Source organism: Curtobacterium sp. SL109, from assembly GCF_026672405.1.
GTDB lineage: Bacteria > Actinomycetota > Actinomycetes > Actinomycetales > Microbacteriaceae > Curtobacterium.
In genome coordinates, this window is record NZ_JAPPRB010000002.1 from 1,359,005 (window position 1) to 1,383,404 (window position 24,400).

The window sequence follows — 24,400 nt, forward strand, 5'->3', positions numbered from 1 at the left end:
GGTTTGCGCCTGCCGCGGCTGCGCCTTGCGCCCGTGCAGCCGCATCCGCATCCGCACGGACCCTGTCGCTTCCGGCTGGCCGGTGCCGCTCCCGTGTCGGTGCACGCACATCGAGCGACATCGTGCGGGCTGTTGCGCGGCGCATCCGTACCCACGGTGTCGCTTCCGCCGGCTGCGCCGGACGGGCCCGCGTGCCCGCACCTGCCTGCGGGCGGCGAGACTCGGCGCCGCGCCTAGAGGCCGGGCCGGCGGGCGGGAGTCGGCGCGGCGGCCGCCAGTCGCGCGCGACACATTCCGCGTCGGGGCTTGCTTCATCGATTAAGCACGTGCATGATGGGCGCAGTTAATCGATAAAGCAACGAAGCCGAGGAGGCGATCATGCCGAAGTCCGTCACTCTGAAGGACGTCGCCGCGAAGGTCGGCGTGACGTCCGCCGCTGCGAGCATGGCGCTCGCTGGACACGAACGGATCAGCGAGCGCACTCGAGCAGCGGTCAAGCGGGCCGCGGACGAGCTCGGCTACGTCCCGAGCTCGGCCGGCCGAGCGCTGCGCAGTCAGCGGGCCGACGCCGTGGCGCTCATCGTGCCGAACTCGTCCGCACACGTCTTCGGGCACCTCTACTTCATGCACGTGCTCACGGGGATGTCGACCGCGGCCAACGCGCACGACGCCCAGGTGATCGTCTCGACGAACGCGGACACCTCCAACGGTGGTGTCGCCTACGAGCGGGTCATGCGCTCCCGCACCGCCGACGGCGCGATCGTCACGAGTGCCGCAATCGACGACGACCACGTCCAGGGGCTCGTCGCGAGCGGGCTGCCCGCCGTCCTCATCGGCAACTACCCGCACCTGGCCGACGCGGTCACGGTCGGCATCGACGACGTGGCCGCCACCGAGCGGCTCGTCGACCACCTCGTCGAGGTGCACGGGCGCCGTCGCCTCCTGCACGTGACGGGCACGCTCGACCATCAGACCGGGCTCGACCGACGGACCGGGTTCCTCCGGGCTGCCGAGCGACACGGTCTCACCGACGTCTCCATGGTCGAGGGCGACCTGTCCGAGACCTCCGGCGCCGCCGCGATGGAGCACTTCCTGCACGAGGACGCCGCGACCCGCCCCGACGGCGTCGTCTTCGCGAACGACGACATGGCGGTGGGCGGGCTCCACACCCTCCGTCGCGCCGGGGTCGACGTGCCGGAGGACGTCTCCGTCGTCGGCTTCGACGACTTCGGGCTCGCCCGCGTCACCACCCCGGGCATCACGACCATCCGAGTCCCCGCCGAGGAGATGGGCCGCATCGCCACCGAGCGCCTCTTCGACCTCGTCGACCACCGCGGCGGCCAACCCGCCCGCACCGAGCTCCCCGTCGACCTCGTCACCCGCCGATCCTGCGGGTGCGACCCCGACGCGGAACGCGTCCGCACCTGAGCGGACGCCGCGCCAGCAGCACCCGGCGCACCAGCAGGCCCCCACCACCAGCAGTACCCCACCAGCACCAGCACCAGCACCAGCACCAGCCACCCGCAGCCCCACCCACCCGCAGCACCCCCACCCATCCTGCGAGCACAGCAACGCAAAGGAGCGTTCCCGATGAAGCACGCACGCACGACCCTCGCGATCGGCGCCGTCGCCACCGTGGCGGCCCTCACCCTCACCGGTTGTTCCGCCGGCGGCAACGCCAGCACGGACGGCCCCGTCACCCTCAAGGTCTGGACCGGGTTCACCGGCGGCGACCGCCCCGGCTACGCCACCATCGTCACGGACTTCGAGAAGGCCCACCCGGACGTCAAGGTCGACATGACCGTGCAGCCGTGGGACACCATCCAGCAGAAGCTCCCGTCGGCCTGGCTGACCGGGCAGGGTCCCGACGTCGCCGCGGTGTCCTCCGACCCGAACGCCGTCGCCCAGTACGTCAAGACGCGGTCGGTGATGCCGATCACGGCGACCGGCAGCGGTGACGGCAAGATCAACACGGATGCCTTCGCCCCCGGCACCGTCGACGAGTTCACCTACGACGGCAAGCTCTACGGCGTCCCCGCGAACTTCGCCACGCTGAGCCTGTACTACAACAAGAAGCTCTTCGCGGCGGCCGGCATCACGGACCCGCCGTCGAGCGTCGCCGAGATGGCGGCGGACGCGAAGAGACTCACCGCCGGCGGCAAGTACGGCATCGCGCTCGCCGACAACCAGACGATCCAGATGTGGCCTGTACTGCAGTGGCTCGAGGGCGGCGACATCGTCAACGGCAAGAACTGCAGCGTGGTGCAGTCCTCCGATGGGCAGAAGTCACTGTCCACCTGGGCGGACCTGGTCGCGAAGGACAAGGTCAGCCCGGTCGGTCTGACCGGTGCCGAGGCTGACTCGCTGTTCTCGGCCGGCAAGGCCGCGATGGAGATCAACGGCCCGTGGGCTGCGTCCGGGTACAAGGACGCCGGCATCGACCTCGGCATCGCGACGATCCCGGTCGGCGTGGACGGCAAGTCGAGCACGCTCGGCGCGATCGCCCCGCTGTCGATCTCGGCGAAGACGAAGTACCCGAAGCAGGCGCAGGAGTTCCTGGCCTACTGGACGTCGAAGTCCGCGCAGCAGAAGTTCTCGCTGCAGACGGGCTTCCCGCCGCTCAGGACCGACCTGTCGGACGATGCGGAGCTGAAGGCAGACCCCACCGTGTCGGTCTTCGCCAGCCAGGTGCCCAACGCGCGCCTGTACCTGCCGCACGTGCCGAACGCCACGAAGGTCGACTCCGACGGCTACGTCCCCCTGATCGGCGAGATCACCCGCGGGAAGTCGGTCGCCTCCGCCACGAAGAGCGCCGGTCAGACGATCGACGGCCTCACCGGCTGCGGTCAGTGACCGACCAGCTCACCGGGTCCGCCCCGCCACGCACGCCGCGTGGCGGGGCCCCGGCCTCCGGCCGCGACACCGGACGGGAGGCTCGCCCCACCCGCCGCCGATCGCGTCGGTTCCAGCCGGCCTGGCTCTTCATGGCCCCGTCGCTGCTCATCCTCGGCGCGTTCGTGGTCTTCCCCATCCTCCGGTCGCTGTACTACTCGTTCTTCGACTGGACCGTGGGGGCGGTCTCGCAGCCCTTCGTGGGCTTCGGCAACTACGTCGCGCTGTTCCACGACGGACAGTTCTGGAACGCCCTGCGGATCACGCTCGAGTACACGATCGTCTCGGTCGTCCTGCTCGTCGTCCTCGGGTTCGTCGCCGCCATCCTCCTCCAGCAGGACACCCTCGCGAACCGCATCGTCCGATCGGTCTTCTTCTTCCCGACCATCGTGTCGCTCGTGACGATCGGCCTGGTCTGGAAGTTCCTGCTCGACCCGGACATCGGTCTCGTGGGTGGCATCACCGCGGCGCTCGGACTGCCGAGCATCGCGTGGCTGCAGTCGACGTCGCTGGCCCTGCCGACGATCATCGCCGTGTCGGTCTGGAAGAGCCTCGGCTTCGCGATGATCCTCTTCGTCGCCGGGCTGAAGGGCGTGCCGGCGGAACGGTACGAGGCCGCGGAGCTCGACGGCGCGAACCGCTGGCAGACCGTCTGGCGGATCACCCTGCCGAGCATCCGCCCCACGATGCTCTTCACGTCGATGATCCTGACGATCCAGTCGTTCCAGGTGTTCGACCTGGTGTACGTGATGACCGGCGGCGGTCCGGTCTTCCACACCGACACGCTCGTGAACCTGCTCTACCGCGACGGGTTCGTCAACTACCAGACCGGCTACGCGTCGGCCATCTCCTGGGTCCTCTTCGTGATCATCATGCTCATCTCCCTCCTCCAGCTCCGGCTCTTCCGGTACGACGATGTCGACTGAGGCGCGCACGCGGCGACCGTCCCTGCCGGAGCCGACCCGGACCTCCCGTCCGGCCCGCATCAGCAACCGGCGCCCGGTCCTGCGGAGCGGTGTCGAGCGCACCGGCTCCGTGCTGAAGTGGGTGTACCTCGGCATCGGGCTCGTCTTCGTGCTCGTCCCGTTCATCTGGATGGTCAGCGGGTCGTTCCGGTCCGAGGCCGATCTGTTCGGCCACCCGGCCAGCCTGTTCCCGACGCGTGCCACCCTGCACGGCTACGTCGGGGTCTGGCAGCAGCTCCCGTTCCTGCGGCTGCTGCTCAACTCGCTCCTGTTCACCGTGGTCACGACGGCGCTGACACTGCTGTTCGACTCGATGTGTGCCTACGCCCTGGCGCGGATGCGCTTCGTCGGGCGGAACGTGGCCTTCGTGCTCGTCATCGCGACGCTCATGGTGCCGTTCCAGGTGACGCTCATCCCGGTCTTCGTGGAGCTGTTCCACCTCGGGTGGCTCAACACCTACCAGGGGCTGATCATCCCGCGAGCAACCAGCGCGTTCGGCATCTTCCTGTTCCGACAGTTCTTCGTGGACATCCCCGCCGAGCTCGACGAAGCCGCACGCATCGACGGCGCGGGACACTGGCGGATCTACTGGCAGGTGATCCTGCCGCTGGCGAAGCCCGCGATCGCGACGGTCGCCGTGCTCAACGGCATGGCGCTCTGGAACGACCTGCTCTGGCCGCTCGTCGTGACGACGTCGAACGACATGCTCACGCTGCCGGCCGGGCTGACGCTGTTCGGGGGAGCGCACGTGACCGATCACGCGGTGCTGCTCGCCGGCGCGGTGATCTCGCTGCTGCCGATCGCGCTCGGGTTCTTCTTCGCGCAGAAGTTCTTCGTCGCCGGCGTCGCCACGACGGGGCTGAAGTGAGCGCGCCCGGCCCCGCGGACACCCGTACCACCGGGCGGGTGTTCGCGCCGGGGACGTTCACGTTCGTCGCCGGGATCGAGGACACCTGTGTGTACCCGCCGCAGCACTTCGCGATGGCGCCTCTCGACGAGCACGAGCTGACCGGCCACGACGACGTGTGGCGTGACGACCTCGACCTCGTCGCGTCCCTCGGTGCCACGGCCCTGCGCTACGGCGTCGACTGGCCGCGGGTGCACGTCGCCCCGGGCGTCTTCGACTGGGCGGTGCTCGATGAACGCCTGCCGTACGCCGCATCGATCGGCATCACGGTGATCGCCGACCTGGTGCACTACGGCACGCCGAGCTGGCTCGCCGAGTCGTTCGCCGACCCCGGGTACCCGGCGGCCATCGCCTCGTTCGCCGGTGCCTTCGCGGCGCGGTACGCCGGGGTCGTCGACCACGTGACGCCCCTCAACGAACCGATCACGACGGCGTCGTTCGCAGGGCTGCGCGGGGTGTGGCCGCCGGCGCTCACCGGCTGGGAGGGGTGGACCCGTGTGGTCCTCGGCATCGCCGCGGGCTTCCAGCAGGCGGTCGCGGCCGTCCGTTCCGCCAACCCCGACGTGGTCGTCGTGCACGTCGAGGCGTCGTCGCTGTTCACGGCGGGCGGCGACGACACGGCGCTCGCCGCCGAGGCCGCACTGCTCGAGGACCTCGGTTGGGTGCCGACCGACCTGGTGCTCGGCCGTGTCGTCGAGACCCACCCGTCGCACGCGTGGCTCGTGGCGCACGGCGCCGATCCTGCTGCGCTCGCGGACCTCGTCGACGGTGCCGTGACGATCGACCTGCTCGGCGTCAACTACTACCCGGACCTCTCCCCGCGGCGGCTCGTGAACGGGGCCGCGGCTACGGTGCAGCACGCCTACGACCGCTGGAGCGAGGGACTCGTGGAGTCCGTGACCCGCTTCGGTGCCCGCTACGGCGTGCCGATGGTCGTCACCGAGACCTCGATCGAGGGCTCCGACGCCGTCCGGTCAGCGTGGGTCCGCGACTCCGTGGCCGCCGTCCGCGCCCTCGTGGACGCCGGGGTCGACGTCCGTGGCTGGACGTGGTGGCCGGTGTTCGACTTCGTCGACTGGTCCTACGCCTCCGGCGGGAGGAACGTCGAGGAGTTCGCCGTGTCGGACGATGTGGTGGCCGAACGTTCGGGTACCGGGAGCAAGACCCCGTACCTGCGCCGCATGGGCCTCGTCCGCCTGGAGGAGCAGGCGGACGGCACCCTCGCCCGGGTCGTCACCAGCGCGGCGGAGACGTACCGCGGGCTCGCGGCCGTGCCACGCTGAGCAGGTGGACGACAACGCCGAACCGTGGGTACGCCGCCTCCGCGACGGTGAGGTCCCGCCCGTCCGCGCACTCGTGCTCGGGCTCCTCGCCCTGTCGGTCGTCGGCGCTCTGCTGCTCTGGGCCGAGGCCCTGCACCTCGAGTGGGTCGCGGAGTTCTGGGACCGCACCCAACGCGTCGGGCTCCTCGTGCTGGTCCCGCCGGCGCTGCTGGTCGCCGGCCCCGTCGCCGGCCTGGCCGCGTGGTGGGCCTCCCGTCGAGACCGCCGAGTCCTGGCGCGGATCCGCCAATCGGGCACCCCGGTGGCCTTCCACCTGCCGGTGACGGCGCCGGTCATCCGGGAGCCCGACGAGCTCCCGGACCCGGCACCCGTGCTGTGGACCGTCGACGACCAGGGCCTCCACGGCTGGTCCTCCCACGACGACCGACCCGTCCACGACCTTCCGTGGGAGCGCATCCGCCGCATCGACGTCGCGACCCACCGGGTGCGCGGCGGCATGGACGAGGACTACGGCCTGTGGTTCGCGACCGACCGAGGACACGTCGTGCTCGCCCCCGGGGTGCGCTCGGCCGGCCGTCGGGCATCGCCGCCGCGAGGCTCCAGGTCCTCGCGCGGGTGCTCCGCGCGCTCCGCCCGGCCAGGGTCGGCTGACCCAGCACGTCGTGCGCGTGTGCCGGCGGAAGCGACACGGTCCGGCCGTCAGCACCCATGCGAGCGCATCGGGCGATAACGCGCGTCCGTCTGCGTGGCGCATCTGTCGGGAGCCTGTCGCGTCTGCCGGCTGACGTCGAGGACGCTGCCGACCGGCCGGTCCGTCGCCACGCGCACCATGCGATCGCATCGAGCGACAACGCGGGTCCGTCTGCGCGGCGCATCCGCACACAGCATGTCGCTTCTGCCGACCCGTGGGCCCCGACCCCGCAGCCGCGTGGTCACCACCCGCCGGACGGGAGGCTCGGCGCACGTCCGGCGCCGAGCCTCCCGTCCGGCGCGCTGTCACCTGCCGAGACTCGGCTCAGCGGGCAGGTCGCGCCCCGCGCAGGCCGCGGGATGTCCGCCTGGCCGAGACTCGGCGCGGGCCGCCCGGCCACCGCCCGGCCGCGCTCACCGCGCAGCGGGCAGCGGCACCTCGCGCTCCCGGTCCCAGGGCTCCGTCCACCCGGCGCGGTCGAACAGCGCGTCGAGCAGCGACGCCGTGAAGCCCCACACCACGTGCGTCCCGGTGTCTGTGTCCACCGTGAAGGCCGCCCCACGCCACTCCTGGCCGTCGCGCCGGATCACCGTGACTCCGCGGTTGGCGGGGTCGAGCAGGTCGGCCACGGGCGCGCGGAAGACCGCCGCCGACTCGGCCTCGTCCACGACCCGCACGGGCGACGGGTCCCGCCACCAGCCGAGCACCGGCGAGACCAGGTGTCGTGAGAACGCGAGCGGGACGGCCGGCAGCGTGCCGAGCACGTCGACGCCGGAGGGGTCCAGGCCGGTCTCCTCGCGGGCCTCGCGCAGGGCGGCAGCCACGGGGTCGCGGTCGCCGGGGTCCACACGGCCGCCGGGGAAGGCGACCTCGCCGGGGTGTGCACGCAGGGTCGTCGCGCGTGAGAGCAGCAGGACGTCGAGGTCCCGCGACACGGCGGCGTCCGCACGGTCGCTCGGCACACCGTCGAGCACCCCGAAGAGGATGAGCACCGCGGCCTGACGCGGCGACACGGCTGCGGGGAGCCCGGCGACGAGCGGCTCACCGCCGGCGGAGTCGAGGACCGCAGCCAGCTCCGCCCTGGCGCTCGTCACGTCGTCCGTCGCCCGACTCGTCTCCGTCACGACAGCAGCCTATGCACCGACCACCGGGCAGGCGCGTCATCGGGGCACGGAGTACACGACGCGGCTGCTGACGGGTCAGGCCTCCTGCGCCGCCTGCCGGGTCTGCCGGGGGAGCTCGCCGAACTCCGCGCGGTAGGCCGCGGCGAACCGGCCGAGGTGCGCGAAGCCCGCGGCCCGCGCGACCTCGGCGACGCTCGCCGTCGGGGTCGTCTGCAGGTGCTCGCGCGCCAGGAGCAGGCGGATCCCGCGCAGGTACGTCAGCGGGGCGATGCCGTGGTGCCGCTGGAACGTGTCCTGCAGCCCCCGCACGCTCAGGCCCGCAGCGGCGGCGACGTCGGCCACGGTGATCTGCTCGGTGGCGTTCTCGAGCAGGAAGGTCTCGGCGCGGGCGAACCGCGCGCTGGCGGCGGTCCGCGGCGGTTCGTCCTGCCCGACGGGCCAGTGCGGGATCGCCGTCAGGAGGCCGGCCGCGGCGAACCGCGTGAGCTCCTGTTCGCGCTCGAGTGAGACCTCGTCCGAGCCGTTCAGGACCTCGGCGGCGACGGTCCGGACCATCAGCCACCAGGCAGCGAGGGCGGGGCCCTCCGGTACGTGGCGGGGCTGGAACACCAGCGGACCGGGTTCCCAGTCGCCGCGCTCGGCCGCGACGGCCTCGACCGTGGCGCGGTCGATGCGCATGACGTCCTTGTGGAACGACTCCCACCGGAACGGCTGCGCGGTGGTACGGAGCAGCGTCGGGCGCCCGATCGTCATCAGGTCGCCGTCGAGGTGCCCGCGGCCGGACTTCAGCCAGATCAGCGTCATCGCGTTGTCCGGGGCGATCTCGCCCGAGACCACGCCGGAGCAGCTGCACGACCCCAGCGACAGCAGGTGCGTCCCGCGGGTGCGGTCCTCGAAGGAGAACGACGACTCCCGCCCCTCGACCAGCAGGCCGTGGGTCACGTCGTCGCGCATCACGGTCGCCGCTGCGACCCGTCGGTCCCGGGTGCGGGTCTCGCGCCGGGTCCGACGTAGGAGTTCTGCCACGGGTCGATCCTCACCGGAACCGAGCCGTCCTGCAAGGGGACACGCGGCTTCCGGAATCGGACAATCCCGAGGTCACAGCCGGATCGGCCTCGGGGCGCGACGCGCGACGGCTCCGCCGGGTCAGGCGCGGTCGTGGAGTGTGACGTGGTAGCCGTCGGGGTCCGCGAAGGTGAAGGTCCGGCCGAAGGGGCCGTCGACCGGCGCGCTGACGATGGTCCGTCCGTCCGCCACCAGGGCGTCGTGGATGTCCTGCACGTCGGTCGCGTGGAGCCAGAGTGCGGCCCCGATGCCCGGCTGTGCGACGGCGTCGAGGTCGGTGCCCGGCACGACGTCGCGCAGCGCGAAGGCGATCGGCGTCGTGGTGAACACGACGGCGTGCGGCGGCCCGGCCGGTGAGCGGACCAGGCCGAGGCGCTGCTCGTAGAACGCCTGGGAGGCATCGAGGTCGCGGACCTGCAGGGAGATGAAGTCGGGGCCGGTGACGGGCATGGTGCTCCTTCGCTGTGTGTCAGTCTTCTGACACGGAGCAACCTATGTCAGAATCCTGACATGAGTCAAGACGCCGACGGGATCGACCTCGACACCTCACTCGGGTACCTGCTGAAGGAGGCGGCCAGCGCCCTCCGCACCGCGATGGAGGCCGTGCTCCGACCGCTCGGCATGACCATCACGCACTACTCGTGCCTCGAGCTCCTCGCGCAGCGCCCCGGCCTGTCGAACTCCGAGCTGGCCCGCGGTGCCTTCGTGACCCGGCAGTCGATGAACGTGCTGCTGCAGGCCCTCGAGCGGGACGGTTCCGTGACGCGTGCCGCCGAGGCGCCCGTCGGCAAGGCCCTGCCCACGCGCCTCACGGACGTCGGCCGGACACGCCTGACCGCCGCGACCGCTGCGGTCCGCTCCGTCGAGGTCCGGATGCTCGACGGCCTGACGGCGGACGACCGTACCGAGGCCCTCCGGCTGCTCCGCAGCATGGTGCGCGCGCTGCGGTCCGGTCCGGGTCCCCGGGACGCGCCCACGGAGACGGGGCGCGACTGACGACGAACGGGAGGTACGGTGCCAGCTGGCACCGTGCCTCCCGTCTGCCCCGTGGTGGGGCTGGAGTGTGGTCCGGACCGGGGGTCACTCCGGTCCGGAGCCGGTCACTCGGTGGTGGAGACCCAGTCGATGAGCAGGTTGCCCGAGTCGCCCCAGTTGCCCGTCTGGAACATGAAGCGGTGCGGGGTCCACGGCACGTCGTGCGTGATGGTGTCCAGGACGCGGCCGTCGACGCTGTACGTGACGGACTTGCCGGGGACCCAGTCGATCTTGTAGGTGTGCCAGTCACGCCACGAGACGCCCGTGCCGAGCTGGACGCGGTTCGACTCCTGACCCGGGGTCATGGAGTGGTGGTACGCGGACGGGCTCTCGTCGAAGTTGCCCTCGGGGAAGTCGATCTCCCCGTCCGACCAGATGCCGGAGGTCGGCCACAGCATGAAGGCCGCGCCGTTGCCGTCGCCGCCCGTCGCCTTGGCGCGCACGGAGAACGAGCCGCCGACGTGTCCCCACGCCTTGGCGAAGGTGCCGAACGTGCCGGCCGTGCCGGCGCCGCCGAGCTGGACGTCCATGACGCCGTCGTGCACCGAGACGGTCTTGCTCGGGGCGTAGATGCCCGAGGTGCCGTCCGGGTAGGGCTGCCAGGCCTGCTTGTAGGTCTGGGCGACCAGGCCGGTGGCGGCGTAGTCGTTGAAGTCCTCGACGAACGAGGCAGCCGGCGCGGAGGAGTCGGTGTCGGCGACCGGGGCCGGCGCGGGCGTCGGGGTGGGTGCGGTCACCGGCGGCTGCCAGCGGCCGTGTCCGCCCCACCACCATCCGCTCGTGGTGGCGGCAGAGGCGGCCGTGGGGGCGCCGAGGACGAGGGCGCCAGCGGTGATGGCGACGAGGAGGCCGCGGTGTCGACGGTTCATCGGGTCTTCCGTTCAGTGAGGGTCATGGGGGATGTGCCGCGCTTGGGCGTGCACGTGCTTGGCATGGAGATGTCGGGCTCCCTGAATGGGCTCGGCGCGGGTTGGGGTTGGTGGGACGCGCTCGGAGTGCTGGGTGGTGCACGGTGGTTCGGTGACGCGTCCCCGGACATCATGCATCATCTGTGCCCCGTTCGGGGGGTGATCACGGGAACCGGCGTCTGAACTCCGGATGGCGCCGGGTGCGTCAGCTGCTTGCTGTGAGGGTCTCGAGGAGACGGGAGAGGGACGCGCGGTCGCCTTCCGACAGTGGTGCGAACAGCTCGTCGAGCACCTCCACCGCCACCGCTTGGCCACCCGTGAGCGCCGCGCGGCCCTCGTCCGTGAGGGTGTGCTCGATGCGTCGACCACGACCGGCCGTCCGGGTGACGAGCCCGCGGTCGACCAGTCGGGCGGCGAGTGTGCCGAAGGCCTGGTCGCTCTGGAAGGTCGCCACGGCGAGGTCGTGACCGGAGGCGGACGGCATCCGGTCGACGGCACGCAGGGCGTCCCACTGCACGAGCGACACCCCCACGACGCGCAGGGCGGCGTCCATCGTCCGGTGGTTGCGGTACTGCGCCCGCTTCACCAGCTGGCCGAGTGTCTCCAGGTCCGTCGTCACGGTGCTACCGTATCAACACCAGTACATAAACATGTTGAGACAGGACGACCACCATGACCATCTCCCTCCCCGACGACCTGCGGGTCCTCCAGGCCGGCGAGCCCACCGCCCGCGTCGCACTCGTGCTGCACGGTGGTGGTGGCCCGCAGACCGTCGCGCCGATCGTCGGCCACCTCGCGCCGGCGTTCCACGTGCTCGCGCCGACCCACCCGGGCTGGGACGGCACCTCCCGGCCAGCGGACATCGACTCCGTCGCCGCCCTCGCCACGGCCTACCTCGACCGGCTCCTCGCCGACGGCGTGCAGGACGCGGTGCTGATCGGGTCCTCGATCGGTGGCTGGGTCGCGCTCGAGATGGCGGTGCAGGCCGCCGCTGACGGCCGGTACGCGGGCGTGGTCGGCGCCGTGATCGACATCGACGGCGTCGGGGCGGTCGTCGAGGGTGCGCCGATCGCCGACTTCTTCGCGCTCGACGCCCGCGGACTCGCCGAGGTCGCCTGGCACGACCCCTCGCGTGGGTACATGGACCCCGCGAACCTGACGGACGAGCAGCGCGCCGTGCAGCGGTCGAACGGCGCCACGATGGCGGTCGTCGCAGGCCGAGGGATGAGTGACCCGACACTGCTCGGTCGGCTCGGCGGCGTCCGGGTGCCGACCCTCGTGGTGTCGGGGGCGAGTGACCGCGTGGTCACGCCCGCGTACGCGCGCGCCGTCGCTGCTGCCGTCCCGGGAGCCGAGTTCGCCGAGGTCCCGGCTGCCGGGCACCTGCCGCACCTCGAGGCGCCCGAGGCGACGTGGGCGGTCGTCGACCCGTTCCTCGGGCGGGTGTGACGCGGGTCAGCTGACGGCTCGGCGTGACGGGGCGACCCGGTCCCGGTACCAGCGGTCGAGGGTCGCGGCGACCAGGTCCAGGTGCGACTCGAGCAGGAAGTGTCCGCCGTCGACGAGCTCCACCTGTGCTCCCGGTGCGTCACGGCGGAAGGCGTCCGCGCCCGCCGCCGCGAAGATCTCGTCGTTCCGCCCCCAGATCGCGAGCACCGGGACCCCGGACTGCCGCAGCCACGCGTGCACGGCCGGGTAGAGCTCGCGGTTCGTCGCGTAGTCGCGGAACAGGTCGAGCTGGACGTCCTCCTGGCCGGGGCGGGCGAGGAGCGCGAGGTCGTGCTCCCAGGCATCCGGGTCGATGGTCGTCGGGTCCGGCACCCCGTGCGTGTACTGCCACTCGACGGCGGCGCGACCGAGCGCCGGGCGGAGTGCGTCGCGTGTGGCGTCGCTCCGCTCCGCCGCATCCGCCCAGATCGGGTCCCAGAAGTCGGCGACGAAGCCGTCCTCGTAGGCGTTGCCGTTCTGCGAGACGATGCCCTCGACAGCGTCCGGGTCGGCGAGGGCCAGGCGCCACCCGACCGGAGCGCCGTAGTCCTGGACGTAGATCGTGTACCGCGTCACGCCGATCGCCCTGAGGAACCGGCCGGTCACCTCGGCCAGGGCGGCGAACGAGTAGCCGAAGTCGTCGGCGGACGGAGCGGACGAGCGTCCGAAGCCGATGTGGTCCGGCGCGATGACGCGGTAGCGGTCGCCCAGCGCCGGGATCAGGTGTCGGAACATGTGCGAGCTCGACGGGTACCCGTGCAGGAGGACCAGGACCGGTGCGTCGGCAGGGCCGGCCTCCCGCCAGAAGACGTCGAGGCCGTCGACGGAGACGGTGCGGTGGTGGACGGCGACCATGACTAACCCCTTAAGTTCGTTTTGCTGGTTATCCGACGGTAGCATGGGCGCGAGGCGCACCGCGCGCCGGGAAGGACGTGCACCGGTGGACGAGAACGAAGCCCTGCTGCTGGGACTGCTCAACAGCGCACCAGTGGTGGACGGCCGTCCGACGGACCTCCTCGACGGTGCCGCGGGACGGGACCTCGCCCGCGGCTGGGGCGGGACCGGGTCGGACGACGAACTGGCCGCGCTCCGCAGCGCTCGTCAGTCGCTGCAGGCCGTCGTCCGCGGTGCGTCGACGACCGACCTCGATGGGCTGGGTCGCATCGTCGACGGCGCCGTCCGCACTCCCCGTCCGACGCTGGACGGCGTGGTCTGGGACCTCCGGACGCCCGACGACGACCGCCTCGCCGTGGAGGCCGTCCTCGCCTGGTCCGATGTCCTCTCGCGGTTCCCCGGACGGCTCCGCGCGTGCGCCAACGACGAGTGCAACCTGTTCCTCGTGGACCACAGTCGACCCGGCACGGCGAAGTGGTGCTCGATGGCGACCTGCGGCAACCGCATGAAGGCCCGCGCGTTCGCGCGGCGTTCGGCGGGCTGACCGCAGCCTGCGTGCGGGCTCGTCGCCGTCCTCCGTCAGCTGGGGACGACGGTCTGGGTGTCCACGACGTGGTCGTGCTGTCGTACGTAGCGGCGTGCGCGACGGATCCTTCGCACGGTCAACGGCACCAGGACGACCAGGGCGACGACCAGTCCCGCGAAGAAGACGAGGGAACTGACCGTCCCGCGGAGCGCCGAGGACACGAACTGGAACGTGAGCCCGGTGGAGAGCAGTCCGAAGAAGGCGAGCTGGAACTGCAGGACGAGCTGGATCGTCTTCGCGTACTCGACGGACCCCTGCCTCTCGATGTCGTCGAGCGGGACGGGCTTGCCCCGGAGCACGACCTCCGCGAAGCGCCGCAGCCGACCGATGTCGCGTCCGCCGGTGTCGCGCAGCGCGCCGCTGAAGGGGAGCGAGACGAAGGCAGCCGACACGGCCGTCGCGGTGAAGGTCAGCTGTCCGGCGAGGAGCACGGCCTGTGCGACGTCGCCCGGATCGCGGCGACCCAGTGTCAGGAGGACACCCGCGGCGACGGACGCCACGACCGCAGCGACGACGAACGTGACGACGACGACGCGGACCGCACGACGGACCGCGGGCGGCTCGATCACCGAGTGGTCGAGAACGGAGCTCATCGGGGGTTCGGTCCGCCGGAACAGGGCGCCGAGGGGACGTGCCACGCCGAGGAGGACCGCCCCGCCGACGACGAGCAGCGTCGGGACCCAGACGGGCGCCCGAGCGGACAGCGCCGCGAGCACGATGAACACCGCTGCGACGACGTCGATCGCAGCCACCCCGGCGAACCACCACCCGAGAAGGCGCCGGCTCTCCGGTGAGGCTCGGTGGTCCCAGTACCCCGCGAGTCCACCGATGGCGACCGGACCCATCACGAGGAACGGCGCGGCGGTCGCCGAACCGATCCGGAGCGTCCGGTCGGCGTCCGCGAAGCCGAACACGACCAGCAGTGCGGCACCCAGCGTGAGCGCTGTCGCCACGACGATCATCAGGACGGAGACCACGACGCGCATCGCTGTTCCTCCGGGCGGATCGGGGTGCCCGGATCATCCTCCACCCCGGACGACCAGTTGGTCGGAACCGTGCGGTTGCCCGCAACGGCCGCAACGGGTCAGGTGGCGCTCGCCGAGTGGTAGCTGCTCGGGTCGCAGGTGTGGACGGCGGAGTCGTCGAACACCGTCCGCAGCGTGTAGTCAGCGCAGTCGGCGAACGTGCCGATGCTCATCCGCTTGCCGGACCGGTGGAGCGTGCCCTTCGACGGGCCGTCGGACCCGATGCCGGCGCGGTGCACCATCCACTCCAGGTCGTGGGCCTCGGTGCTGAGGTGCCGCATGACCGCCTCGTTGTCCTCGTGCTGCCCGATGTACCCGCGCGCGATCGTGGCGCGGACCGCCCGGAGCACGGGAGGGAGCCGCTCGCCGGGAGGGGCGCTCAGTCCGCCCGCCTGGTAGAGGAAGCGGGAGACGCCCTGGCGCCGCATTGCGGGGACGAGTCGGCGGACGAACTCCGTGTTGACCTGCCGGTCGCGCTGCGCCACGACGTCGCCGAGCATCGCCACGACCGCGTCGGTCCCGTCGAGGAGCGCATCGAGGTCGAGGCCGCCGGTGACGGACCCGGCGACGACCTCGAGGTCGGGGTGTGTCCGGGTGAGCTTCGCGGGGGTCCTGGCGAGGGCGCGGACGCGATGGCCCTGCTCCAGTGCGAGCCGGAGGAAGTGCTGTCCGGTCTGTCCGGTGGCCCCGAACACCAGGAAGGTCTTCTGCTGGTCCATGGGTGGTCCTGTCGTCGATCGTGCGGAGAAGTGCCGGTGTCAGCCTCGTCCTCAAAGTAGTCACTGTCTAGAAAGGAGTCAATGCCTACATCCTCGTAGGCTGAGCCCATGACGACGCGGCCGTTCCACCACGGGAACCTGCGGGCCGTCCTGCTCGAACAGGCCGAGGGCATGCTCCGTACCGTCGGGTCCGACGGTCTGTCGCTCCGGGAACTCGCCCGCCAGGCCGGTGTCAGTCACGGCGCCCCGCGGAGCCACTTCATCGACCGGCAGGCGCTGCTCGACGCGCTCGCCGAGCAGGGGTTCGACCGGTTGACGCGAGCGGTGCGGTCTGCCGTCGACGGCGCCGAGTCCGCTCGTGTCGGCTTCGACCGCGTCGCACAGGCCTACGTCGACTTCGCGATCGAGGACGCCGCGCTGATGGAACTGATGTTCGCCGCCAAGACCGGTGCGCGACCCGGGGCCGTGCAGGAGGCCGCCGGCCGCTTGTTCGGCGCGCTCGACGACGTCATGGGCCCGCCGGGGCCCACCATGGCGGACGGGGCGCGGGACACGTTCAAGCTGCTCTTCGGAGCGACCATGCAGGGGATCGCGGCGCTCGTCGCGTCCGGTCGCATCGCGCGTGCCCAGGGCGACGTCCTGGTGACCGCCGCGATGGCGATGCTGCTCGACTCCGAGCTCGGTCGCGAGGTCGTCACGCGACACTGATCCGGGGCGGGACGGCCCGCAACATCACGGTCCGGTAACGCTCTGGTGTCAACGTTCTTGACGCCATAACGTCCACGTCAACCGATTGACACCGAGCGTCGATCACCGGAAGGAGGCCTCATGCTGACCCTGCGCGACGTTGCTGCGAAAGCCGGAGTGTCCGCCTCCACGGTCTCGCTCGTGCTCAACGGGCTCGACGAGGGGCGCATCCGGCCCGCGCTCAGCGCCCACGTCCGGCAGGTCGCCGACGAGCTCGGGTACGTCCCGGACCTCATGGCACGAGGCCTCCGGACGCGACGGACCCACACGATCGGATTGCTCTCGGACCAGGTGGCGAGTGCCCCGTTCGCCAGCTCGATGCTGGGCGGCGCGGAACGTGTCGCACAGTCGGAGAGCTTCCTGCTGCTGCTCATCGACACCGACGGCGACGCGGGTCAGGAGCGCGTGGCCGTCCGCAGCCTGGTGCAGCGCAACGTCGACGCGCTCGTCTACGCAGCCGCCTGGCACCGCGCGGTCGACCTCCCGGTCGTGCCGGACCGGATCCCGCTCATCGTCCTCGACGGGCTGCCGTCCGACCCGGGATCCCGGGCCGACTGGGTCGTTCCGGACGAGCGCGGGGGAGCGGAGGGAGCTGTCCGGCACCTGATCGACGCCGGTCACCGGCGCATCGCGTACTGCGGTGTCGCGGAGGACGTGCCCGCGGCACACCAGCGGTTCCAGGGGTACCTCGACGCCCTCCACGCCGCGGGCCTGCCGTTCGACGAGCGTCTGGTCGTCGCCGCATCCGACAGCACGACCGCGGCCGCGCGACCCGTCGCCGCGGAGCTGCTGGGCAGGACCGACCGTCCGACCGCGGTGTTCTGCTTCGGGGACCAGCTCGCGTTCGGCTTCTACCAGGTCGCCCAACGGCTCGGCATCGGCATCCCCGACGCCCTCTCGGTGGTCGGCTTCGACAACCAGCACTACGTCGCCGACGCGCTCGACCCCGGCCTGACCACCGTGCAGCTCCCGCACCGTGCGATGGGGGAGTGGGCGGCACGGCGCGCCATCGAACGGATCGACGGCGACACTGCCGACCCCACGCACCACCGTCAGGCGTGCGAACTTGTCGAGCGCGGCTCCGTCGGTCCACCAGCGGACGTCACCGTCATCTCCGGAGCCCGGACCGCGCGCTCGTAGCGGTCCCCTGTCCTCCCCGTCTCCCAGCCGGCTGCCCACGCCGCCGGTCTGGTCCGTCGCGCCTGCGTCCCCGTGCAGTCGCGCGCCATCCACCACAACGAAGTGAACGGAGCACCACCATGCGCACCACCCGAACAGCTCGGCGCCTGCTCGCCGGGATCGTCGCCACGGCTCTCGTCGGGGTCGGTCTCGTCGGCTGCGCCTCGTCCGGCGGCGACAGCAGCGACGGCAAGACCTTCACGATCTGGCAGTACGAGGCCAAGGACTCTGCGCAGTACCAGTCGTGGCGGGACGCCGTCACCACGTTCAAGGAGAAGCACCCGGACGTGGACGTGAAGCTCGTGTCGACCAGCTTCGACAACATGCAGAAGAACGCCAAGCTGCTCCTCACGGGCAACAAGGTCCCCGACGTCGTCGAGGTGAACAAGGGCAACGCGGATGCCGGACAGCTGGCCTCGCAGGGCCTGATCGAGAACCTGGACCCGCAGGTGCAGAAGTACGGCTGGGACGAGAAGGTCAGGGGCGCGATGTCGTCACTTGCGCGGTAAGACCGGAACGGCAACGCCGGTTCGGGCAGCTGGTACGGCGTCCCGAACATCGGCGAGGTGATCGTCTGGTTCTACAACAAGGACGCCTTCGCGAAGGCCGGCATCACCGAGGCCCCGACGACGATGGACGAGCTCGAGCGGGACATGCAGACGTTCAAGGACCAGGGCACGACCCCGGTCGCGAGCGGCGCGAACGCGTTCGGCGCGCTCTGGACCTGGTACAGCCTCGTCTCGGCGAAGGCCGACCGGAAGCTCATCGACAACTACATGTTCCTCAAGGGCAGCCCGTCCCTGGACTCGGGGGCCTTCGCCGGGGGCACGGAACAGTTCCAGCAGTGGATCGACAAGGGGTACCTCGGGAGCAAGCTCGCGGGCGTCACCGGCGACCAGATGGACGCCACCTGGCTGTCCGGCAAGAGCCCGCTGATCGTCGAGGACTCCGCCGCGTTCAACCGCTTCAAGGCGGACGCGAAGTTCGACTGGGGCACGTTCACCCTCCCCGGCGCGAGCCTCAACGCCGGCTCGTCCGGTCACCTCTGGGCCGTGCCGACGAAGTCGGGCAACAAGGAACTCGCCTACGACTGGATCAACACGACGCTGAGCTCCCAGGTGCAGAACGCCATCGGCAAGCGCGCGGGGCTGCCCCTCGCCGGTGACCCCTCGGTCATCAGCGACCCGCAGACCAAGGCGCTCACGCAGCAGTTCGCCGACGTCGTCGACAAGGACCAGATCTCGTTCTTCCCGGACTACCCGGTCCCCGGGCTGCTCGACTTCCAGCAGTCCGGCATGCAGGCGATGGTCAACAAGACCAAGACCGCCGACGAGTTCACGAAGGAACTGCAGGCGTTCTACAGCAAGGGCAAGAAGCAGGTCGACGGCTAGGCGTCCCTGCTCACGGGGTGGGTACCGCGTCGGTACCCGCCCCACCCCGCACGACCGTCAGGCCGCGCACCCCCTCGTTCGCACCCGAAGGACAAAGATGACCTCAGACACCTCGCTCCGCAGTCGTGGCTCCCGCCTCCCGCGCCGCCGCCGACCGTGTGACACCCACCCGTGGACGGCCGTTCCGCGGCGTCTCCTACTGGTGGTACCTCACCCCGATCATCGTCGGGTTCACCGCCGTCGTGCTCGTGCCGTTCGCCGTCAACGTCTACACCAGCTTCTTCCAGTGGAAGGGCGGCTTGGCACCGATGTCCTGGTACGGACTGGGCAACTACACCGACCTGCTCCACGACGACCTCTTCTGGGAGTCGTTCCGGAACACGGCGTTCATGATCGTCGCGATCGTCGTGGTCCCGACCGTCATCGGCCTGGTCCTCGCAGCGGTCCTGTTCGACTACCTCGGTCGCACCTTCGGTCCGCGCGCAGCATCGGTGCTCCGTGCCACCTACTACCTGCCCCAGATCGTCCCGATCGCCGTCGCCGGCGTGGTCTGGAGCTGGATCCTCAACACCCAGGGCGGCGCGATCAACTCGATCCTCGGTGCCGTCGGCATCGAGAACGGACCCGACTGGCTGGGCGACCCGAAGCTGGCGCTCTTCTCGATCATGCTGATGCTCGTCTGGGGACAGATCGGCTACCCGGTCATCATCTTCATGTCGGCCCTGCAACGTGTGGATCCCGAACTGCACGAGGCAGCGGAGATGGACGGCGCCAACTGGTGGCACCGCTTCCGCGCGATCAGCATCCCGCAGATCCGGCCCGAGGTGTTCATCGTCGTCCTCACGGCGACCGTGGGGGCGCTCAAGGTGTTCGCGCCGGTCCTGATCCTCACCAACGGTGGGCCGGAGAGCTCGACGTACGTGCCCTCGTACTACTCGTACCTCAACTTCTTCCAGCTCTCCCGCGTCGGGTACGGGTCGGCCCTGTCGACCGTCCTGACCGTCATCATCTTCATCATCGCCGCGGTCCTGCTCTGGTGGCAGCGGCGCAGCGTCCGGAACCTGGAGGACTGACACCGTGGTCACACTCATCGAGACCCGTCCACCCGCCGAACGGACGTCCCCGGCACCACGACAGCCCCGCCCGGCACACAAGCGCGGAGCCGTTCGGTGGGTCGTGCTCGGCATCGCGATCCTCACGGGGGTCGTCATGGCCTCGCCGTTCCTGGTCCTCGTGCTCACGGCCTTCCGCACGCAGTCCGACTACGCGGCGAACGGCCCGTTCTCGGTCCCGGACCAGCTGACGCTCTCGGCGTTCGGCCGGTACCTCCGGGACGTGGACTTCCCGCTCGCGCTCTGGAACTCGGTCGCCATCTCGCTCCTGGTCGCCGTGATCGGCGTGCTGATCTCCCTCCTCGCCTCGTACGCGATCGGTGTCGGCAAGATCCGCGGGGCGACGCTCGTCACCGGCGTCCTGCTGTTCGCGACGATGCTCCCGCAGGAAGCGATCATCTACCCGCTCTTCCACGGCGCTCAGGCCCTCGGCCTCCGGGACTCCATCTGGTCCGTCGTCATCATCTTCGCGGTGTTGCAGGCCGCCTTCGGGACCTACCTCCTCGGCAGCGTGTTCGGCACCTTCCCGCCGTCCCTCCTCGAGGCGGCACGACTGGACGGCGCCAACCGCTGGCAGGTGCTCTGGCAGGTGGTGTTCCCCGTGATGCGGCCCACCCTGTCGGTGCTGCTGATCTTCTTCTTCATCTGGACGTGGAACGAGTTCTACATCCCCGTGGTGATGCTCACCGACCCGGCGAACCAGACCGTGCCGATCGCGCTGTCGACCCTCCGGGGCCAGCTCTCGACCGACATCACCGAACTCAACGCCGGATCCCTGCTGTCCCTCCTGCCGACGTTGCTGTTCTTCCTCTTCTTCCAACGCACCCTCACCCGCGGCATCACTGCCGGCGCGGTCAAGTAGCCCGAAAGCGACACCATGATCCACGAACTCGACCAGCTCGCCGTCCTGCCCACCGGTGTCAGGAGCCGCTCCATCAACGCCGAGAACCCCGACGGTTCCCCCGGTGGGGCCGCGCGGACCGCATCGGACCTCGGCCCCGGACGCAAGGGCCGAGCGTTCTCGGCACTGCCAGCAGGAGGGCGTCTCGTCCTCGCCGACATCGACGGGCCCGGTGTCATCCGGCACATCTGGCTGACGGTCCCCGACACCACGGAGACGAACCCGTTCGTCCTCCGCAACCTCGTGCTCCGCATGTACTGGGACGGCTCCGAGAGCCCCGCGGTCGAGGTGCCCGTCGGCGACTTCTTCTGCAACGGGTTCGCCGAGCGCGCACTCGTCACGTCGATCCCGATCACGGTGGCACCCACCGGTGGGATGAACTCCTACTTCGCGATGCCGTTCCGGAAGCATGCCCGGATCGTCATCGACAGCGACCACCCCGACGACGTCGACGCCGTGTTCTTCCAGGTCGACTACACCGTCGGCGACGACATCGCGGACAACGTCGGGTCCTTCCACGCACAGTGGCGACGGAGCAACGCCACCGCCGGCCACGGCAACGACCACGTCGTCCTCGACGGCGTGACCGGCGCCGGTCGGTACCTCGGCACCTTCATCGGCCTGACGTCGCTCGAACGGTACTGGTGGGGGGAGGGCGAGGTGAAGTTCTTCCTGGACGACGACACCACCCACCCGACCCAGTGCAGCACCGGGCTCGAGGACTACGCGGGTGGTGCGTGGGCGTTCCAGGACGCCCTCCGTGCCAGCCCGGAACCGCAGCCGATCACGTACAGCGCCCCCTACTTCGGCTACCCGCAGCGCACCACCGCCGACACCACCGCCGCGTCGCCGTTCGCGACGGCCATGGCACCGAGCCACGGCATGTACCGCTGGCACCTGCCGGACCCGATCCTGTTCGACTCGGCGCTCCGCGTCACGCTGCAGCAGATCGGTGCATGGGACGGCGGCCTCTTCGAGCGCAACGACGACGTCTGCTCGACCGCGTACTGGTACCAGACCGGGGACACCGCTCCGTTCCCGGCGTTCCCGGACGCCCGCGCACGACAGCCCCGATGAGCACGGTCCAGGCCGCGAACGGTGACCTGCTCCGGCCGCGGCAGCACTTCACGCCGCGGCAGGGGTGGATGAACGACCCGAACGGACTCGTCGTCCACGGGGGCCGGTGGCACCTCTTCTTCCAGCACAACCCCCACGGCACCGACTGGGGCAGCATGTCCTGGGGACACGCCTGGTCGGTCGACCTGCGCACCTGGCACGAGGAACCCGTGGCGATCCTGCACGACGCCGACGAGGACGTGTTCTCCGGCAGCGTCGTCGTCGCACGGCCGACGGACCGGCACGACGCACCGCGGGCCGGCGACCTCGTGGCGGTCTACACCAGCGTCGGCACAGCGAGTTCGGACCGCGCCGGGTCCCAGGCGCAGGCGCTCGCCACCAGTGCCGACGGGGGTCGGACGTGGTCCAAGCGTGCGGGCGGTGCCGTGCTCGACCGCGGGTCCACGGACTTCCGCGACCCACACGTCTTCCGGTGGTCCGACGGCGTCGACGAGCGGTGGGTGATGGTCGCCGTCGAAGCGGTGGAGCGGGCGGTGGTGGTCTACGGGTCGGACGACCTGGTCGAGTGGCGCCCGCTCAGCCGGTTCGCCCCGGTCATCGCGGTCGACGGGATCTGGGAGTGTCCCGACCTGTTCCCGCTGACCGACCCCGACAGCGGGGACGTCCGGTGGGTCCTGCTGCTCAGCGTCGGCGGCGGACACCCGGCGGGCGGTTCGGGCATGGTCGCGTTCATCGGTGACTTCGACGGCGAGACCTACACCGCGGACGCCGAGCCCGAGTGGGTCGACCAGGGACGTGACTGCTACGCCGGTGTCACGTTCACCGACGCGCTCGAGGGTCGACGCGTCATGGTCGCCTGGATGTCGAACTGGCAGTACGCGCACGTCCTCCCGGACCACGGGTGGCGCGGTGCGATGACGCTGCCCCGGGAACTCGCCCTCCGGACGGTCGACGGACGACCCCGTCTGGTGCAGCACGTGGCCGTCGAGATCGCTGTCCCCCTCGCGCCGCCGACGTCCCGGCCACTCGAGCTCCTGGCCGGCTCGGCCGTCCGCATCACGAGCCCCGACGGCGACCCCGTCGGCCTCCGCCTGCGGCTCGAGCGTGGACAGACCTCCGGCGACCTGCTCGTCGACGGCCCCGGGTGCACGCTGTCCTGGTCGCTCCGTGACCGCGAGCTGGTCCTCGACCGCCGGGTGGTCGGCGGGTACGGCGCGGGGTCGCCGTTCCCGTCCACGACCCGGGTGCCGCTCTCCGGGGACACCAGCAGCGTCGAGCTGTACTTCGACAACGGTTCGGTCGAGGTCGTCGCCGGCGACGGTGCGACGGTGCTCACGGCACTCCTGCCGCCGAGTGCCGCCACCCTGTCCTTGACCCTGCGTGCCGTCGGCGGCAGCGTCGTCGGACACCTCGAGTCGTCAGTCCGCATCGACCAGACGCCGGTCCCCGGATGACCGTCCCTGCTGCCGACGTCCGGTCCGGGCGCGCGCTGGTCATCGGCGAGACGCTCGTCGATGCCGTGCACCGGGCGGACGGCACCACGAGCCGGCACCCCGGCGGCGCGGCAGCGAACGTCGCGCTCGGCCTCGCCCGCCTGGGGCACCCGGTCGTCCTCGCCACCCACATCGGCCCCGACGACGACGGGCGGACACTCCGCGCCCCGCTCGAGGCGGCGGGCGTCACCATCGCCGAGGTCCACCGGTCCCCGTCGTGCCCGAGCCACGTCGCGCACGCCGTGCTCGACGCCGACGGGGCAGCGACCTACGCCTTCGACGTGGACTGGGACGTCCGCCCGACCCTGGACCCACTCCGTCCGCCCGCGCTCGTGCACACGGGGTGTCTCGGCACCCTGCTGCTCCCCGGAGCCGACGCCGTGCTGGAGACCGTCCAGCGAGCACCGGAGGCGTCCTTCGTCAGCTACGACGTCAACATGCGCCCCGCCGCGGTCGACGACGCTCCCCGCACCGTGGACCGGGTGGAGGCGTTCGTGGCCGCGAGCGACCTCGTGAAGGCATCGGACGAGGACCTCGCCTGGTTGTACCCGTCCGTCGAACCGGCCGAGGTCGCCGCGGCGTGGAGCACGAGCGGACGCGCCGTCGTCCTGACACGCGGACAGGAGGGCGCGACGCTCTTCGTGGACGGGCACACCGAGCACGCTCCGGCACGGCGGGTACGGGTCGCGGACACCATCGGCGCCGGCGACGCCTTCTGTGCGGCGTTCCTCTCCTTCCTCTGGCGGCAGGACGCCCTCGGTCACCGACCCCGGCACGTGCCGACGTGGCGTGCGGCACTGCACCACGCCGTCGCGGCGGCCGCGTTGACGGTCTCCCGGCCGGGCGCCGACCCGCCGACCTCCGAGGACCTCGACCGCTTCCGCCGGGCAGCACCGGAGCGCCTGCGAGGATGACGGC

General features: G+C 71.1%; 24 protein-coding genes and 1 pseudogene. 17 read left to right on the forward strand and 8 right to left on the reverse strand.

All coding sequences use genetic code 11. From position 1 onward, the window contains the following. The first annotated feature begins 378 nt into the window (after positions 1-378). The 6 genes from OVA28_RS08005 (at position 379) to OVA28_RS08030 (ending at position 6,777) form a co-directional block, all read left to right on the forward strand. Positions 379-1,428, forward strand: coding sequence for a LacI family DNA-binding transcriptional regulator (locus OVA28_RS08005; protein ID WP_194661272.1), 1,050 nt, complete (start codon positions 379-381; stop codon positions 1,426-1,428). Positions 1,429-1,590: 162 nt separating this feature from the next. Then, a complete protein-coding gene (locus tag OVA28_RS08010; protein WP_268096517.1) occupies positions 1,591-2,853 on the forward strand; it encodes a sugar ABC transporter substrate-binding protein in 1,263 nt (420 codons plus the stop codon). Further along, positions 2,850-3,818 (forward strand): carbohydrate ABC transporter permease, encoded by a 969-nt coding sequence (locus OVA28_RS08015; RefSeq protein WP_071273956.1) that lies wholly within the window; start codon positions 2,850-2,852, stop codon positions 3,816-3,818. The genes OVA28_RS08010 and OVA28_RS08015 overlap by 4 nt, the downstream gene beginning before the upstream one ends. Then, entirely contained in the window at positions 3,808-4,725 is a 918-nt protein-coding gene (locus tag OVA28_RS08020; RefSeq protein ID WP_268096518.1) for a carbohydrate ABC transporter permease, read from the forward strand. The genes OVA28_RS08015 and OVA28_RS08020 overlap by 11 nt, the downstream gene beginning before the upstream one ends. Further along, on the forward strand, positions 4,722-6,047 hold the full coding sequence (locus tag OVA28_RS08025) for a family 1 glycosylhydrolase (RefSeq protein WP_268096519.1): 1,326 nt from the start codon (positions 4,722-4,724) through the stop codon (positions 6,045-6,047). Before OVA28_RS08020 ends, OVA28_RS08025 begins: the two co-directional genes overlap by 4 nt. A gap of 4 nt (positions 6,048-6,051) precedes the next feature. Continuing rightward, complete coding sequence (locus tag OVA28_RS08030) at positions 6,052-6,777, forward strand: hypothetical protein (protein WP_268096520.1); 726 nt, start codon at positions 6,052-6,054, stop codon at positions 6,775-6,777. A gap of 374 nt (positions 6,778-7,151) precedes the next feature. On the opposite strand, the gene OVA28_RS08035 is transcribed toward OVA28_RS08030, so the two are convergent. The 3 genes from OVA28_RS08035 to OVA28_RS08045 all read right to left on the reverse strand — a co-directional run bounded on the left by OVA28_RS08035 (position 7,152) and on the right by OVA28_RS08045 (position 9,377). Continuing rightward, positions 7,152-7,862 carry an NUDIX hydrolase gene (locus OVA28_RS08035; protein WP_442780773.1) on the reverse strand — a complete coding sequence of 237 codons (711 nt, stop codon included), beginning with the start codon at positions 7,860-7,862 and terminating at the stop codon, positions 7,152-7,154. Positions 7,863-7,937: 75 nt separating this feature from the next. Beyond that, positions 7,938-8,888 carry a helix-turn-helix domain-containing protein gene (locus tag OVA28_RS19115; RefSeq protein ID WP_326493747.1) on the reverse strand — a complete coding sequence of 317 codons (951 nt, stop codon included), beginning with the start codon at positions 8,886-8,888 and terminating at the stop codon, positions 7,938-7,940. 120 nt (positions 8,889-9,008) lie between these two features. After that, positions 9,009-9,377, reverse strand: coding sequence for a VOC family protein (locus OVA28_RS08045; RefSeq protein WP_268096521.1), 369 nt, complete (start codon positions 9,375-9,377; stop codon positions 9,009-9,011). Between the two features lie 60 nt (positions 9,378-9,437). Here OVA28_RS08045 and OVA28_RS08050 point away from each other — a divergent pair, with 60 nt between their 5' ends. Beyond that, positions 9,438-9,923, forward strand: a complete 486-nt coding sequence (locus tag OVA28_RS08050) for a MarR family winged helix-turn-helix transcriptional regulator (RefSeq protein WP_268096522.1) — start codon at positions 9,438-9,440, stop codon at positions 9,921-9,923. A gap of 104 nt (positions 9,924-10,027) precedes the next feature. On the opposite strand, the gene OVA28_RS08055 is transcribed toward OVA28_RS08050, so the two are convergent. Next, positions 10,028-10,831, reverse strand: coding sequence for a glycoside hydrolase family 16 protein (locus tag OVA28_RS08055; protein ID WP_268096523.1), 804 nt, complete (start codon positions 10,829-10,831; stop codon positions 10,028-10,030). A gap of 244 nt (positions 10,832-11,075) precedes the next feature. After that, complete coding sequence (locus OVA28_RS08060) at positions 11,076-11,489, reverse strand: MarR family winged helix-turn-helix transcriptional regulator (protein WP_268096524.1); 414 nt, start codon at positions 11,487-11,489, stop codon at positions 11,076-11,078. Positions 11,490-11,542: 53 nt separating this feature from the next. Between OVA28_RS08060 and OVA28_RS08065 the strand changes: the two genes are divergently transcribed. Continuing rightward, complete coding sequence (locus OVA28_RS08065; protein WP_268096525.1) at positions 11,543-12,319, forward strand: alpha/beta fold hydrolase; 777 nt, start codon at positions 11,543-11,545, stop codon at positions 12,317-12,319. A gap of 6 nt (positions 12,320-12,325) precedes the next feature. Here OVA28_RS08065 and OVA28_RS08070 read toward each other — a convergent pair whose 3' ends face one another. Then, positions 12,326-13,213: an alpha/beta fold hydrolase gene (locus OVA28_RS08070; protein WP_268096526.1), complete on the reverse strand. Its 888-nt coding sequence runs from the start codon at positions 13,211-13,213 to the stop codon at positions 12,326-12,328. Positions 13,214-13,298: 85 nt separating this feature from the next. On the opposite strand from OVA28_RS08070, the gene OVA28_RS08075 reads away from it, so the two are divergent. Beyond that, entirely contained in the window at positions 13,299-13,796 is a 498-nt protein-coding gene (locus OVA28_RS08075) for a CGNR zinc finger domain-containing protein (RefSeq protein ID WP_268096528.1), read from the forward strand. Between the two features lie 35 nt (positions 13,797-13,831). On the opposite strand, the gene OVA28_RS08080 is transcribed toward OVA28_RS08075, so the two are convergent. After that, positions 13,832-14,824 carry a hypothetical protein gene (locus OVA28_RS08080; RefSeq protein ID WP_268096530.1) on the reverse strand — a complete coding sequence of 331 codons (993 nt, stop codon included), beginning with the start codon at positions 14,822-14,824 and terminating at the stop codon, positions 13,832-13,834. A 98-nt stretch (positions 14,825-14,922) separates the two neighbouring features. Then, positions 14,923-15,582, reverse strand: a complete 660-nt coding sequence (locus OVA28_RS08085; RefSeq protein ID WP_268096531.1) for an NAD(P)-dependent oxidoreductase — start codon at positions 15,580-15,582, stop codon at positions 14,923-14,925. Between the two features lie 108 nt (positions 15,583-15,690). Between OVA28_RS08085 and OVA28_RS08090 the strand changes: the two genes are divergently transcribed. The 8 genes and pseudogenes from OVA28_RS08090 (at position 15,691) to OVA28_RS08125 (ending at position 24,396) form a co-directional block, all read left to right on the forward strand. Continuing rightward, positions 15,691-16,290, forward strand: a complete 600-nt coding sequence (locus OVA28_RS08090) for a TetR/AcrR family transcriptional regulator (protein ID WP_268096532.1) — start codon at positions 15,691-15,693, stop codon at positions 16,288-16,290. Between the two features lie 120 nt (positions 16,291-16,410). After that, the gene (locus tag OVA28_RS08095; RefSeq protein WP_194661257.1) at positions 16,411-17,469 is read left to right on the forward strand and encodes a LacI family DNA-binding transcriptional regulator; all 1,059 of its coding nucleotides are present in this window, start codon (positions 16,411-16,413) and stop codon (positions 17,467-17,469) included. 119 nt (positions 17,470-17,588) lie between these two features. Continuing rightward, positions 17,589-18,899: pseudogene (locus OVA28_RS08100) on the forward strand (ABC transporter substrate-binding protein). A 125-nt stretch (positions 18,900-19,024) separates the two neighbouring features. Next, positions 19,025-19,972, forward strand: a complete 948-nt coding sequence (locus OVA28_RS08105) for a carbohydrate ABC transporter permease (protein ID WP_268096533.1) — start codon at positions 19,025-19,027, stop codon at positions 19,970-19,972. A 4-nt stretch (positions 19,973-19,976) separates the two neighbouring features. Beyond that, on the forward strand, positions 19,977-20,873 hold the full coding sequence (locus OVA28_RS08110) for a carbohydrate ABC transporter permease (protein ID WP_268096534.1): 897 nt from the start codon (positions 19,977-19,979) through the stop codon (positions 20,871-20,873). 15 nt (positions 20,874-20,888) lie between these two features. Then, positions 20,889-21,989: a glycoside hydrolase family 172 protein gene (locus tag OVA28_RS08115; RefSeq protein ID WP_268096536.1), complete on the forward strand. Its 1,101-nt coding sequence runs from the start codon at positions 20,889-20,891 to the stop codon at positions 21,987-21,989. After that, complete coding sequence (locus tag OVA28_RS08120; protein ID WP_268096537.1) at positions 21,986-23,443, forward strand: glycoside hydrolase family 32 protein; 1,458 nt, start codon at positions 21,986-21,988, stop codon at positions 23,441-23,443. Before OVA28_RS08115 ends, OVA28_RS08120 begins: the two co-directional genes overlap by 4 nt. Then, on the forward strand, positions 23,440-24,396 hold the full coding sequence (locus OVA28_RS08125; protein WP_268096538.1) for a carbohydrate kinase family protein: 957 nt from the start codon (positions 23,440-23,442) through the stop codon (positions 24,394-24,396). The genes OVA28_RS08120 and OVA28_RS08125 overlap by 4 nt, the downstream gene beginning before the upstream one ends. Positions 24,397-24,400 lie beyond the last annotated feature (4 nt).

Bases quoted from the DNA above. Each gene is read 5' to 3' on its own strand.
- OVA28_RS08005 (WP_194661272.1), top strand. From the start codon at position 379: ATGCCGAAGTCCGTCACTCTGAAGGACGTCGCCGCGAAGGTCGGCGTG.
- OVA28_RS08010 (WP_268096517.1), top strand. From the start codon at position 1,591: ATGAAGCACGCACGCACGACCCTCGCGATCGGCGCCGTCGCCACCGTG.
- OVA28_RS08020 (WP_268096518.1), top strand. From the start codon at position 3,808: ATGTCGACTGAGGCGCGCACGCGGCGACCGTCCCTGCCGGAGCCGACC.
- OVA28_RS08045 (WP_268096521.1), bottom strand. From the start codon at position 9,377: ATGCCCGTCACCGGCCCCGACTTCATCTCCCTGCAGGTCCGCGACCTC.
- OVA28_RS08050 (WP_268096522.1), top strand. From the start codon at position 9,438: ATGAGTCAAGACGCCGACGGGATCGACCTCGACACCTCACTCGGGTAC.
- OVA28_RS08055 (WP_268096523.1), bottom strand. From the start codon at position 10,831: ATGAACCGTCGACACCGCGGCCTCCTCGTCGCCATCACCGCTGGCGCC.
- OVA28_RS08065 (WP_268096525.1), top strand. From the start codon at position 11,543: ATGACCATCTCCCTCCCCGACGACCTGCGGGTCCTCCAGGCCGGCGAG.
- OVA28_RS08070 (WP_268096526.1), bottom strand. From the start codon at position 13,213: ATGGTCGCCGTCCACCACCGCACCGTCTCCGTCGACGGCCTCGACGTC.
- OVA28_RS08080 (WP_268096530.1), bottom strand. From the start codon at position 14,824: ATGCGCGTCGTGGTCTCCGTCCTGATGATCGTCGTGGCGACAGCGCTC.
- OVA28_RS08085 (WP_268096531.1), bottom strand. From the start codon at position 15,582: ATGGACCAGCAGAAGACCTTCCTGGTGTTCGGGGCCACCGGACAGACC.
- OVA28_RS08090 (WP_268096532.1), top strand. From the start codon at position 15,691: ATGACGACGCGGCCGTTCCACCACGGGAACCTGCGGGCCGTCCTGCTC.
- OVA28_RS08095 (WP_194661257.1), top strand. From the start codon at position 16,411: ATGCTGACCCTGCGCGACGTTGCTGCGAAAGCCGGAGTGTCCGCCTCC.
- OVA28_RS08115 (WP_268096536.1), top strand. From the start codon at position 20,889: ATGATCCACGAACTCGACCAGCTCGCCGTCCTGCCCACCGGTGTCAGG.
- OVA28_RS08120 (WP_268096537.1), top strand. From the start codon at position 21,986: ATGAGCACGGTCCAGGCCGCGAACGGTGACCTGCTCCGGCCGCGGCAG.
- OVA28_RS08125 (WP_268096538.1), top strand. From the start codon at position 23,440: ATGACCGTCCCTGCTGCCGACGTCCGGTCCGGGCGCGCGCTGGTCATC.